Here is a 13,412-nt window from a genome sequence, read left to right as displayed (position 1 = left end):
GCTTGCACCACGCTTATTAATAAAACGAAGCAGAAAGCGAGTCAATCGATGAGGAATCGCTGGTCCGCCGCAATCATGGCGACCTTGTTCCTGGTGGCGCCCTCCAGGCCGACACTCGCCTGGAACAAGGCGGGGCACATGGTAACGGGAGCGATCGCCTACCGCGAATTGAAGAGAACGAGTCCGGGCGCCTTGTCCCGGGCCATCGAGATCCTGAAAAAGCATCCGGATTTCCCCGCGTGGAAGACCCGTATGGATAATCTCGGCCTGGTCGGCGACGATCGAGATCAATTCCTCTTCATGCAAGCGGCCCGCTGGCCGGACGATATGCAAGGGCCTCCCGGCGTCACCCATCGCGAGCGGCACTTCATCAATATCCCGTTCCGCCCCGGGGATACGACGGTCCCTGCCATCCCGGGCGGTGAGAACATCCTCTCCGGATACAAGGCGAATCGCGAGGCGTTTGCCAGCGCGAGTTCCGACGCCGAGAAGGCCGAGGCACTCTGCTGGATCTTCCATCTTGTGGGCGACATCCATCAACCCCTCCACTCCGTGAAGCTCGTCACTGCCCAGTTCCCTGAGCCCGTGGGGGACCGGGGCGGCACGCGATTCTACATCCGAGCCGCCGCGGGGGGGAACACGATCAGCCTCCATCAATTCTGGGACGGGCTGATCCTCGGCTCGCCGAACTTCCAAACCGTCCGCAACGAGTCGATCTTGCTGACGAACCGCCCCGGGCACGCGCCCGCAGATTTCCCCGAACTGGCCGAGAAGGACTTCGCCCATTGGGCCAGCGTCGAGAGCTTCGCGTTGGCGAAGACGGCCACCTATCTCGATGGGACCCTCCAGGGAAGCACCGACGGGTCCAACGGCAAATTGCTACCAGCCGACTATGCCGCCAAGTCGAAGGTCGTCGCCGAGCGTCGCTGCGTCCTGGCGGGCTACCGGATCGCGGACGTGGTCGCCTCATTGACGTCGGCAGGTTCGAGGCTTGAAACCGCATCGGCCCCGACAGCGCGGTTACTGGTCGGGTTCTGGAACACCGAGAACTTATTCGACACCGTCGACGACCCGTCCGTGGCTGGGGACGAAGAATTCACTCCCTCGGGCCCCAAACAGTGGACGAACGAGCGGCTCGAGATCAAGCTGAACAACCTGGCCCGGGTCATCAGTGGCATGAACAACAACGCGGGTCCCGACATCCTCGGACTCGCTGAAGTCGAGAATCGCGCGGTGGTCGAGGCGCTGGTCGCGAAGCTCGAATCCACGGGACGGCACTTCGAGATCGTCCACAAGGATTCACCCAGTGACCGTGGCATCGACTGCGCACTGATCTATGACGCCGAGGTACTAAAATTGACGGGCGCGACGTTTCACAACGTCGACCTGGCGCCCGGCAAGCCCACCCGTGACATCGTCGAGGCGGAGTTCGATCGCGACGGCACTCCCCTGTTCGTGTTCGTCAACCACTGGCCTTCACGGGGCAACGACGAATCGCAACGGCTCAAGGCCGCTTCGACGCTACGAGGGCGAGTGGACGTGATCCTCGCGGGCCGGGCCGACGCCGATTTCGTCATCGTGGGCGACCTGAATGACGAGTCGGGCGACAAATCCGTGAAGACGACCTTGAAGGCGTTGGGGAGCCCGACCTGCCTTCCGACATCAGCCTTGTTCGACGCCATGGCACCGATCGGCGAGGACCCGGATCGCGGCACGATCGTCTTCCAGAACCACTGGCAGGTCTTCGACCACCTCATCGTCTCGCCAGGCCTGCTCGATCAGGCCGGCTTCCAATTGGTCGCGGGCTCGACCAGTCCCGCGATCGTCCTGGACTCGCAACTCTTCGACCCCGCCGGCACGTCGATCCCTCGGCCGAATCGATCGTACTCGGGCAATGAATTTCATCCTACCGGCTTTTCGGACCACCTGCCCATTTCATGCATCCTCCAGAAATGATCCGGCAACGTGACGACAGTCTCGGAAAAAGGGACTTCCCCGCGGCTGGCACCTGCAACGCCGACCGCGGGGTTGTCCGTCCTCGGCCGCGGACGACCGTACGGGCGGGGCGTTCGCCGCCGCCCATCGGCCGAGTTGATCTCGCCATTTCGACCCAATCGGATCATGAACGGGTGGACCCGACTGAGCGGGGTCGCATCAGGCCTCAATCAAGCCTCATTCGAGGTGGCTTGAGGCCGAGAAACTCAGCCGCTCGGGTTCCCCCTCGCGAGCGACGCCCTAACGGGTTCGACGCTCGGAGATAAGATAATTCTGCAGACGTCTGGACCACAAGGAGTCAAGGATCGGGGCCGTTTCGCCGGATTCGGGTTCCTGGGACCGCTGTCACCCCGCCCGCTTCGGAAATGCGGTGGGAGAGTGGGACGCCCGCGGACTCGTGGAATCTCCGAAGTCGGGCCTGGGTCCTTGGACTCGATGGTGATCGGCGAATCGAAGGCCACGAGCGCGTTGATGCCGAGGGACTTGGCGAGCCGGTTGGTTCCGGGTCTAATAAAAAGGGAGGTCATGTCAACACGAACGGAATTGGGTCGGGATCCCGAGCGCAATTCCGAGCAACGGTCGAAAATCGCCTCGAAAACGGCTGGTTGGACGGATCGATCTGGTACGGGAGTTCGGCTGGGACGAGGATCGAGGGGGGGCATCGATCGCACCTCGTTCGGTCGGCCGCAGGCTCGGCGTCAAATACCTCGATCAATTCAGATCCCGCAACAGCAAAGGGGAAGACCGTGGACCGAACCTTGTACGAGAGCCACCTCAGAAATCTCCACTCGTGGGCTGGGCATCTTGAAGCCACCATCGAGACGGCCATTCCCCAGACCATCGTGGAACTCGGCCCGGCGGGGGAGGAAACGCCGCGGGATCTCAGGAGTGCCGCGGAAACCCTGCGGGACGTGGCCAGAAACCTCGACGACGTGATGAACGCGTACGACACCTTGCTCGAATCGGCGGGCCGCCCGCGCCGTTATGATGACTTTCTCCAGAGCATTGAGGTCGAGAGCGAGAGCCCCGAGGCCAACAGCGACCTCGCCGACGACGATTTCGGCCCCGAGACGCCCGAAATCAACCGGGTCCGCTTCGCCCGCCTCTCCGGGGAACTGCAATTCGATGCGGGTTGGCTGCTTGGAGCCATCCATGGCGCCTTGGTCAGCCACTCCGAAGACACCATCGACGAACACCTCGACAGCCTGGCAACGGGCATTGAAGAGTTGATGATCTCCTATGACCGGCTCCAGGACCTGATCGGGGTCCTGCCCGCCCGCCACTGCGCGTTCGTCGACCACATGGTCGTCCTCGAGGAAGCGGGGCGACGCCGCACTCGGGACCGTCGCGGCCGATCCTGACCAAAAAAAATGCGGGCGCCTGGAACCGGCCAATATCAGGATACGGCCGCCAATTGTTCCGATTCGCGTGAATATCCCTGGACAATCCAAGGCTCTGGATGTATTATCAAGTTGGTGAGGCAACCGATCCCTTGGGATCGTACGGCGTTAATAACGGCGGCATCGACTCGCCGTTTGCCGGTGCCGAATACCCGTCGGGCCTAGAGCCTCGGCACGGCCCACCCAAGAAATCGCCAGCATTGCTCGGTCGCCGGTTGTGGCCTTTGAGCGATGAGGTTGTCCAGCCTCCTTATCGTTCCACTTCGGGCTTCATCGACGACGTTACCGACGATCCTGGCGGTTTCTCGTTTTTTCCCCTCGAGTACTCACCGCTCCCGGCTCGTCCCGTTACACATGTTCGGATTCTTGGCGGACGAGGGGCTGATAGCGATCGAGGAGGGCTTTGAGGGCCAACGGGTCGACGGGCTTGACCAGGTGGTGGTCGAACCCCGCTTCGGACGACCGGCGGCGATCTTCGCCTTGGCCGTAGCCGGTCAGGGCGACCAGCAAGGTTTGCTCGAAGCCCGCCTGACTGCGCAACGCTTGCGCGATCTCATAGCCGTTCATGCCAGGGAGGCCGATGTCGAGCAAGACGACGTCGAACGCTTGTTCGCGGGAAAGCTCGATCGCCGTTTCACCATCGTGAGCGACCGCAAGTTGATGGCCCCACCCTCTGAGGAGCCGGGCCAGCATCAAGGCGCCGTCGATGTTGTCGTCCACGACGAGAATCCGTTTCGGCGGCGCTTCGCTCGCGTCGTCGGGTTGGCGAGGCACCGGCACGTCAGGGAGAGGAACCGAGGCGGGCGTGACTCCATGCCGCCGAGGCAGGCGGACGATGAACTCGCTCCCTTTGCCGACCCCTTCGCTGCGAACGACGACGCTCCCACCATGCATCTCGACCAGGTTGCGAACGAGGGTCAGGCCAATGCCGAGCCCCCCTTGCGAGCGGTCGAGCGAGCGTTTGTCCTGAGTGAACAGGTCGAAAACGCGCGGGAGTAGTTCCGGGGCGATGCCGATCCCGGTGTCGCGGACCCGGATTTCGAGGATCTTGCCGCGGTTCTCGACCACCAGCGCAATCCGGCCCCCTTCCTCGGTGTATTTGGCGGCGTTGTTCAAGAGGTTCGCCATCACCTGCTCGATTCGAGCCGCGTCGGCTTCGAGCGGCAGCGATTCCTCGGGCAGCGTGACGGTGAGGTTGTGGCCGCGGAGCTCGATCAACAAGCGTGAGGTCTCGACCGCGCGATTCACGGCGTCGGCCAACTCGATCGATTCCTTGCGAAGCTGGATCTTGCCCGAGCTGATCCGCGAGACGTCAAGCAGGTCGTCGACGAGCCGGGCGAGGTGACGGACCTGCCGCTCGGCAATCTCACGCGCCTGTTCCACGGACACGAGGTCGACCGTCTCTCCGCGCATGTAGTGAATCGCGTTCAGGATCGGGGCGAGCGGGTTGCGCAGCTCGTGGGCGAGCATCGCCAGGAACTCGTCCTTGCGACGGTCGGCTTCACGGATCTGACGATAATGCCGCGCGTACTCGATGAACTCGGCCGCCTGCCGGCCGTAAAGCTCCACCAGCCTGGTCTCGCGATCGGACGGTCGATGAGGCCGATCGAAGTAGGTGGCGATCGTCCCGACAAGTTCGCCGCCCACGGTCAGCAAGGGGGTGCTAGAGACCGCACGACAGCCCGCGTTCAAGGCCGCCGCAAGGTGGGGGGCAAAAACCGGGTCGGCCTCGAGATCCTCGACGATGATGCCACCGCTGATGATCGCCGATACGGTGCCGGACTCTTGCAGGCTAGTCGTCACCCGCTCCACGACATCGAGCGGCCCTTCACTGAACCCAACGCTGGCCGCCGTCGACATCAAATCCAGGTCGCGGTCGTAAAGCATCAGCACACCTCGATCGGTCCCTTGCAGGCTCGTGACCGCGGCGAGAACCTGCTCGAGGACGGCCGGCAGCTCGAGACTATTGGAGAGCCGAGCACTCAGCGCATGCAACTGGGTCATGTCCGCGAGCTGGACGGCAAGCTCATCCTTGATTCGAGAGAGTTCTTGCTCGTCGCGCTTGCGTTGGATCGCCGTGGCCAGCACATGGGCCAGGGCTTGAAGGAAGTGGGCGTCGTCCGGCGTGAATGGCCGCCGGTCGCGGCTGAACGCTTCGAGCGTGCCGAACGACCGGCCCCGCCCGTGAATCTTGACGCTGATGGCGCTGACGACGCCATGCCGGCGGAGAAACGGAGGGACTTCGAAGCGAGTCTCCTGGCCGAGGTCGTCGACGACGAGCGGGTCGGCCGAGAGCAGGCTGAAGCCGGAAAACGACCGGGTGCCGACGCCCACCGGAACGGTATCCGCGAGGTCCTCAACCCACCCCGCGCCCGCCTTCATGCTCACGAAATCGCCCTGGGGAGACAGCTCGGTGATCCGCGCGAACTCCACCTCGAGGTTTCGCCTCACGGCGTCGACCGCCTCGTCCAGAAGGGCAGGCAGGCCGATCCCTTCCAGGGCGCGCTGACCGAACTGGGCGACGATCGCTTGTTGATGGGCGCGGCGGCGAAGCTGTTCCTCCGCGCACGCACGCTCGGCGATCGTTTGCGCCAGTTCTTCGGTTCTCCGCCGCAAGGCCTCGGCGACCTTCTTCTCCTGGGCGGTCTCCTCGCGGAGCCGGTCGAGCTCCCACCGCCGCTTCTCCTCAACCAGCTCGCGTTCGTGCTCTTTCCGCTGGTTTTCGACCAGGAGCTCGGACTGTCGCCGGACCTGCTCCGTCTTCTGAAAGAGTTCGACGAAGACGCTGACCTTGGAGCGGAGCACCGCCGGCACGACCGGCTTCGAGAGGTAGTCGACGGCCCCGAGCGAATACCCTTTGAAGACTTGCAGCTCGCTACTCTCGAACGCCGTGAGAAAGAGGATCGGCGTGTGTTTCGACCGGTCACGCTCCCGGATCAAGGCAGCCGTCTCAAAGCCGTCCATCCCGGGCATCTGCACGTCCATCAGGATCGCGGCAAAGTCATGGTCAAGAACGCGCATCAGCGCATCTTCACCCGATACCGCGCGCACAAGGGTCCGGTCCGAACCCTCGAGTATCGCTTCCAAGGCGAACAGGTTATTCGGCTGGTCGTCCACCAGGAGGATTTTGACCTTCTCCTCGGCTTGCATGCTCGTCATTCCTCAGGACCAGCAACCTGCGTTTCGGACCCGTCGATGTCGCCAAGGTCGGTTCCCGACCGGCCGACCAGTCAACCTTCCTTGATTTGATGGCCGGGCCACCTACTCCGCTTCGACGTTGCCCGCCGCCTCAACCGGCTTTCGGGTCCGGTCGTCGTGGCGATGAATCCAGACCCGAAGCATCGAGTAAAGTTGGTCGCTGGCGACCGGCTTCGCCAGGTAGTCCGACGCCCCCGCATCGAGGCACTTCTGACGGTCGCCTCGCATCGCTTTGGCCGTGAGTGCGATGATGGGCAGATCCTCGTGATCCCCCATCGCTCGGATCGCCTTCATGGTTTCGTACCCGTCCATCTCTGGCATCATGATATCCATCAGGATAATGTCGATCCCGGAGACTTTTTCGAGCAGAGCCAGGGCCTGCCGACCGTTCTCGGCTCGAAACACATCCATTTTCCAACGTTCGAGCTTGCTTGTCATCGCGAAAATGTTGCGGAGGTCGTCGTCCACGATCAAGACCTTCTTGCCGACGAGCACGGCATCATCCCGGTGGACCTGTTCGATCGACTGCCGCGATGAGGGCCGCAGGTGGGCGTCGACCCGGTGCAGAAAGAGAGTCGTCTTCTCGAGCAGGTGCTCGAGCGAGCGGAGATCCTTGACGATCGTTGTCTCGGCCGTCTCCTCCAGGCGCGCTTCCTCGGCAGGAGTCAAATCTCGGCCGGTGTAGATCACGATCCGTAAGTCGTGGAGCTTCGGGTTGCGGCGGACCTGCTCCAGGAGGTCGAAGCCGTTCATGTCCGGCAAGCCGAGGTCGAGCACCATGCAGTCGAACGTCTGGGTCTCGAGCGCAATCAGAGCATCGGCCGCGGTCGCCACCGCCTTGGTTTCGACGTCCCCGCCACCGATTGCATCGACGATCGCCATGCGCTCAAGCTCGTTATCCTCGACCACGAGCAGGGTCCGCATCGAACGTTCGACGAAATTTTTGATACTGCTGAAGGCGACGTCGAGCGACCGCCGGTCCACCGGCTTCTTCAAGAACGCAAACGCCCCCAGGCGAACTCCCCGGTGCCAGCTATCGTCCACGGAAATGATGTGAACCGGGATATGGCGGGTCTCAGGGTCTTGCTTCAAGCGGTCCAGGACCACCCAGCCGTCCATGTCGGGAAGCCGCAAGTCGAGCGTGATCGCGTCGGGCTTCAGTTCATGGGCCAGCGTCAGGCCCATCTCACCCCAGGTCGTCGTCACCGCCTTGAAGCCAACCTCGTGGGCCTTATCGACGAGCAGGTCGACAAACTTCGAATCGTGCTCAACAATCAGGACGACCCGATCACCGGGCCGGATCGAGCTCCTCGGGTCACCGCCGATCTCCGCTTTCGGGAACGAGAACGGGATCGCCTCGCGGACCGTGGACCAGACCTCGGCCGAGCGTGGGCCGAGCTCGGGCGGTTCAACGATGAGCCCGCCCGGCTGACGAGGGGCGACCGGCACGTAATGCCTGGGCAGGTAGAGCGTGAAGTGGCTCCCCTCGCCGACCGTACTGCGAACCCGGATCTCGCCGCCGAGCAGCCGGGCGATCTCGCGGCTGATCGACAGGCCGAGGCCGGTTCCCCCGTACTTTCGGCTCGTTCCCGTGTCCGCCTGCTGAAACGGCTCGAAGATGATTCGCAACTTATCGGAAGGGATGCCGATCCCGGTGTCGGTCACCGTGAACGCAAGCACTTCCGTGGCATGGTCGAGGACCGGGTGGTCGGTACTCCACCCCTCCCGGGCCCGGTCGACCCGAAGCTTGACCGTCCCCGCCTCGGTGAACTTGAACGCGTTGGAAATCAGGTTCCGAAGCACCTGCTGGAGCCGCTTGGAGTCGGTCGCCACCCCCGAGGGGAGCCCGTCGACCAGGTCGATCTGGAACGCCAGGTTCTTGGTTTCGGCCACCGGCTGAAACGTCCGCTCGACATAGTCGCGCAGCTCGTGGAACGCCACCTCGCCGACCTCGATCGCCATCGTCCCCGACTCGATCTTGGCCATGTCGAGAATGTCATTGATCAACGAGAGCAAGTCGGAGCCCGCGGCATAGATCGTCTGGGCGAAGTCCTTCTGCTTGGAGGACAGGTTGCCGTCACTGTTCTCCGAGAGCATCTCGGCCAGGATCAAGAGACTGTTCAAAGGTGTGCGCAACTCGTGCGACATATTGGCCAAAAATTCCGACTTATATTTCGATGTCAGCGCAAGCTGCTCGGCCTTCTCCTGCAGCGAGAGCTTGGCCAGCTCGATTTCGCGGTTCTTGCCTTCGACCTGCGACTTCTGCTTCGAGAGCTGACCCGCTTTCGTTTCGAGCTGTTCGTTGGCCTGCTTCAACTCATCTTGCTGACTCTTGAGCAACTCTTCAGACGCCTGGAGTGAGGCGGCCTGCTTCTCGAGCCGGGTGTTGGTCTGGCGGAGTTCTTCCTGCTGGCTCTGCAACTCGTAGGCCAAGGTCTGCGACTGGCTCAACAGCGACTCGGTCCGCATGTTGGCCTCGATCGTGTTGAGGACGATCGCGATCGTCTCGGTCAATTGGTCGAGCAGGTTGAGGTGGATCTCCTTGAACGCGTTGAACGAGGCGAGCTCGATGACTGCCTTCACTTCCCCCTCGAAGATCACAGGGAGGACCACGATGTTCAGAGGGGGGGCTTCCCCGAGACCCGAGTTGATCCGGACGTAGTCGCCCGGCACGTCGCCGACGAGGATCCGCTCCTTCTCGAACGCGCACTGACCGACCAGGCCCTCGCCGATCAGGAACCCGTTGCGCAGGCTTTTCCGCTCGCGGTAGGCATAAGTGCTCGTCAACTTGAGGAACGGTTCTCCGCCCGACTGGTCCATCATGTAGAAGACGCCATGCTGCGCTGACACCACGGGCGCGAGATCCGAGAGGATCAGCTTGGTGACCGAGAGCAGGTCCCGCTGGCCTTGCAGCCGGCGCGTGAACTTGGCCAGGTTCGTCTTCAGCCAGTCTTGCTCATTGTTCTTCTGAGTCGTGTCCTTGAGGTTGCGAATCATTTCATTGATGTTGTCCTTCAAGGCCGCCACTTCGCCCTGGGCCTCGACCGTGATGGAACGAGTCAAGTCCCCCTTCGTCACGGCCGTGGCGACCTCGGCGATCGCGCGCACCTGGGTGGTCAGGTTGGCCGCGAGCTGGTTCACGTTCTCGGTCAACCCCTTCCAGGTTCCGGCCGCCCCCGGGACTTTCGCCTGCCCCCCGAGCTGCCCTTCGACACCGACCTCGCGCGCCACCGTCGTCACCTGCTCGGCGAAGGTGGCGAGCGTGTCGGTCATCTCATTGATCGTGTCCGAGAGCGACGCGATCTCCCCCTTGGCCTCGACGATCAGCTTCCGCTTCAGGTCGCCGTTGGCGACCGCGGTCACGACCTTGGCAATTCCGCGCACCTGGCCGGTCAGGTTGCCGGCCATCGAGTTCACGCTGTCCGTCAACTCCTTCCAGACCCCGGCCACGCCACGGACCTGCGCCTGGCCCCCCAACTGCCCCTCCGTACCGACCTCACGCGCCACGCGGGTCACTTCCGAAGCGAACGAGTTGAGCTGGTCGACCATCGCGTTGATCGTATTCTTAAGTTGAAGGATCTCACCTTTCACATCGACCGTGATCTTCTTCGACAGGTCGCCATTGGCCACCGAGGTCGTGACCTCAGCGATATTCCGCACCTGGTCGGTGAGGTTGCCGGCCATCGAGTTCACGTTGTCCGTCAGGTCCTTCCAGACTCCCGCCACCCCACGGACCTGGGCCTGACCGCCGAGCCGCCCCTCGGTGCCGACCTCGCGGGCCACGCGGGTCACCTCCGAAGCGAACGAGTTGAGCTGGTCGACCATCGCGTTGATCGTGTTCTTGAGCTCGAGGATCTCCCCGCGCACGTCGACGGTCACCTTCTTGGTCAAGTCACCATTGGCGACGGCGGTCGTGACCTCGGCGATGTTCCGCACCTGGCCGGTCAGGTTGCCGGCCATCGAGTTCACGCTGTCCGTCAGATCCTTCCAGACCCCCGCCACCCCTTGCACCTGAGCCTGACCGCCCAGCCGCCCCTCGGTGCCGACTTCGCGGGCCACGCGGGTCACTTCCGAAGCGAACGAGTTGAGCTGGTCGACCATCGCATTGATCGTGTTCTTGAGCTGAGAGATCTCCCCCTTGACGTCGACCGTGACTTTCTTGCGCAGGTCGCCGTTGGCGACGGCGGTCGTGACCTCGGCGATGTTCCGCACTTGCGCGGTGAGGTTGCCGGCCATCGAGTTCACGCTGTCCGTCAGATCCTTCCAGACCCCCGCCACGCCACGGACCTGGGCTTGCCCGCCCAGCTTCCCTTCCGACCCCACTTCGAGCGCCACGCGAGTCACTTCCGAGGCGAACGAGTTGAGCTGGTCGACGGTCGTATTGATCGTATTCTTAAGCTCGAGGATCTCCCCCTTCACGTCGACCGTGATCTTCTTCGACAGGTCCCCCTTGGCGATCGCGGTGGAAACCTCGGCGATATTCCGCACCTGGCCGGTCAGGTTGCTCGCCATCAGATTCACGTTGTCCGTCAGGTCTTTCCAGGTGCCCGCGACCCCTTGCACCTGGGCCTGGCCACCGAGTCGCCCTTCCGAGCCGACCTCGCGGGCCACGCGAGTCACCTCCGAGGCAAACGAGTTGAGCTGATCGACCATCGTGTTGATCGTATCTTTGAGCTCGAGGATCTCCCCCTTCACGTCCACCGTGATCTTCTTCGACAGGTCGCCGTTGGCCACCGACGTCGTCACTTCAGCGATGTTTCGCACCTGGCCGGTCAGGTTACCGGCCATCGAGTTCACGCTGTCCGTCAGGTCCTTCCAGACCCCGGCCACGCCGCGGACCTGCGCCTGGCCCCCCAACTGCCCCTCGGTGCCGACCTCGCGGGCCACGCGGGTCACCTCCGAAGCGAACGAGTTGAGCTGGTCGACCATCGTATTGATCGTGTCCTTCAACTCGAGGATCTCGCCGCGCACGTCGACCGTAATCTTCTTCGTCAAGTTGCCGTTGGCGACGGCGGTCGTGACCTCGGCGATGTTCCGCACCTGGCCGGTCAGGTTACCGGCCATCGAGTTCACGCTATCCGTCAGGTCTTTCCAGGTCCCCGCGACCCCTTGGACCTGGGCCTGACCGCCCAGCCGCCCTTCCGTGCCGACCTCACGCGCGACCCGGGTCACCTCCGAAGCGAACGAGTTGAGCTGGTCGACCATCGTGTTGATCGTGTCCTTCAGCTCGAGGATCTCCCCCTTCACGTCCACCGTGATCTTCTTCGACAGGTCGCCGTTGGCCACCGACGTCGTCACTTCGGCAATGTTCCGCACCTGGCTCGTCAGGTTGCCGGCCATTGAGTTCACGCTGTCCGTCAGCTCCTTCCAAACACCGGCCACGCCGCGGACCTGCGCCTGGCCTCCCAACTGCCCCTCGGTGCCGACCTCGCGGGCCACGCGGGTCACTTCCGAGGCGAACGAGTTGAGCTGGTCGACCATCGTGTTGATCGTATTCTTAAGTTGAAGGATCTCACCCTTCACATCAACCGTGATCTTTTTCGAGAGGTCGCCGTTGGCCACCGAGGTCGTGACCTCGGCAATGTTCCGCACCTGGTCGGTGAGGTTGCCGGCCATCGAGTTCACGCTGTCCGTCAGGTCCTTCCAGACCCCGCCGACCCCGCGGACCAACGCTTGCCCCCCGAGTCGCCCTTCCGAGCCGACTTCCCGCGCCACGCGGGTCACTTCCGAAGCGAACGAGCCGAGCTGATCGACCATCGTGTTGATCGTATCTTTGAGCTCGAGGATCTCTCCCTTCACGTCGACCGTGATCTTCTTGGAGAGGTCGCCGTTGGCAACGGCCGTGGTCACCTGCGCGATATTCCGCACCTGCGCGGTGAGGTTGCCGGCCATCGAGTTCACGCTGTCCGTCAGGTCCTTCCAGGTCCCGGCCACATCCTGAACCATCGCCTGACCGCCCAGCTTTCCCTCCGAACCGACCTCGCGCGCGACCCGGGTGACTTCCGAGGCAAACGAGCCGAGTTGGTCGACCATCGTGTTGACGGTCTTGCCGATCCGGAGGAATTCCCCCTTGAGCGGGCTCCCTTCGATCTCGAGCGGAATCCGTTGCGCGAGATCTCCCTTGGCCACGGCACCGATGACGCGGGCGACTTCTTCGGTCGGCTGGACCAGGTCACCGATCAGCGTATTGATCGAGTCGACCCCGGCGGCCCAGGACCCGGACGCTCCACCGAGCGAGGCACGCTGAGAGATCCGCCCTTCCTTGCCGACGACCGTGCCGATCCGGGCGAACTCGTTCGTGCTGTTCTCAAGCAGTTCGGCCACGTCGTTGAACGCGTCCGCGATCGCGGCGCCGACGACCGTCTCGTCGAGAGCAAGCCGAACGCTGAAGTCGCCCCTCTTGAGACGCTTCAAGGCCCCCAATAACCCCTTCGAGTCGAACGATCCGTAGGTCGACCCGTCGCTGACGGTGGTGCCGCCATTTTCCGAAGGCACCGCGGCCGAGGTCGAACCGACGACGGAACCCGAAGAAGGCTTCTTGGCCATCGGACAATCCTCAAAGGAGGCAAGCTCGAAAGAAGCGATCCCCCGGGGCCGGCAAGTGAATAGCCGGGGGAAACGGCGCAAGCTCTAACGCATGAGCCTAATGGAGCGTCTATTCTTGCAGATCAACTGAAGCTTTGCGAGTCATTCCGGCAAATCAGACCAGGAAACCTGGGATGAGTAATTCCCTTCGCTTCCCAGGCTTCTGGCCCGGATAATTGGCAGCCTGTTCCTTCGCGATCGAGTTTGCAAGTGGATCCAAGCCTCGGAGCGGAC

Annotated in this window: 4 protein-coding genes; 2 read left to right on the top strand and 2 right to left on the bottom strand. The window is 63.0% G+C overall.

Annotated elements, in window-relative coordinates; translation table 11 throughout:
* Positions 1-48: 48 nt before the first annotated feature.
* The gene (locus BUS42_RS03905) at positions 49-1,956 is read left to right on the top strand and encodes a S1/P1 nuclease (RefSeq protein ID WP_254053287.1); all 1,908 of its coding nucleotides are present in this window, start codon (positions 49-51) and stop codon (positions 1,954-1,956) included.
* Between the two features lie 785 nt (positions 1,957-2,741).
* Positions 2,742-3,356, top strand: a complete 615-nt coding sequence (locus BUS42_RS03900; RefSeq protein ID WP_074310657.1) for a hypothetical protein — start codon at positions 2,742-2,744, stop codon at positions 3,354-3,356.
* A gap of 387 nt (positions 3,357-3,743) precedes the next feature.
* Here BUS42_RS03900 and BUS42_RS03895 read toward each other — a convergent pair whose 3' ends face one another.
* Positions 3,744-6,545, bottom strand: coding sequence for a hybrid sensor histidine kinase/response regulator (locus BUS42_RS03895; RefSeq protein ID WP_074305427.1), 2,802 nt, complete (start codon positions 6,543-6,545; stop codon positions 3,744-3,746).
* A gap of 111 nt (positions 6,546-6,656) precedes the next feature.
* A complete protein-coding gene (locus tag BUS42_RS03890) occupies positions 6,657-13,139 on the bottom strand; it encodes a HAMP domain-containing protein (protein ID WP_143206232.1) in 6,483 nt (2,160 codons plus the stop codon).
* Positions 13,140-13,412: the final 273 nt, after the last annotated feature.

The sequence above is a fragment of the Singulisphaera sp. GP187 genome (genome assembly GCF_900129635.1).
Taxonomy (GTDB): domain Bacteria; phylum Planctomycetota; class Planctomycetia; order Isosphaerales; family Isosphaeraceae; genus Singulisphaera.
This window is presented reverse-complemented; position numbering and strand designations above follow the sequence as displayed.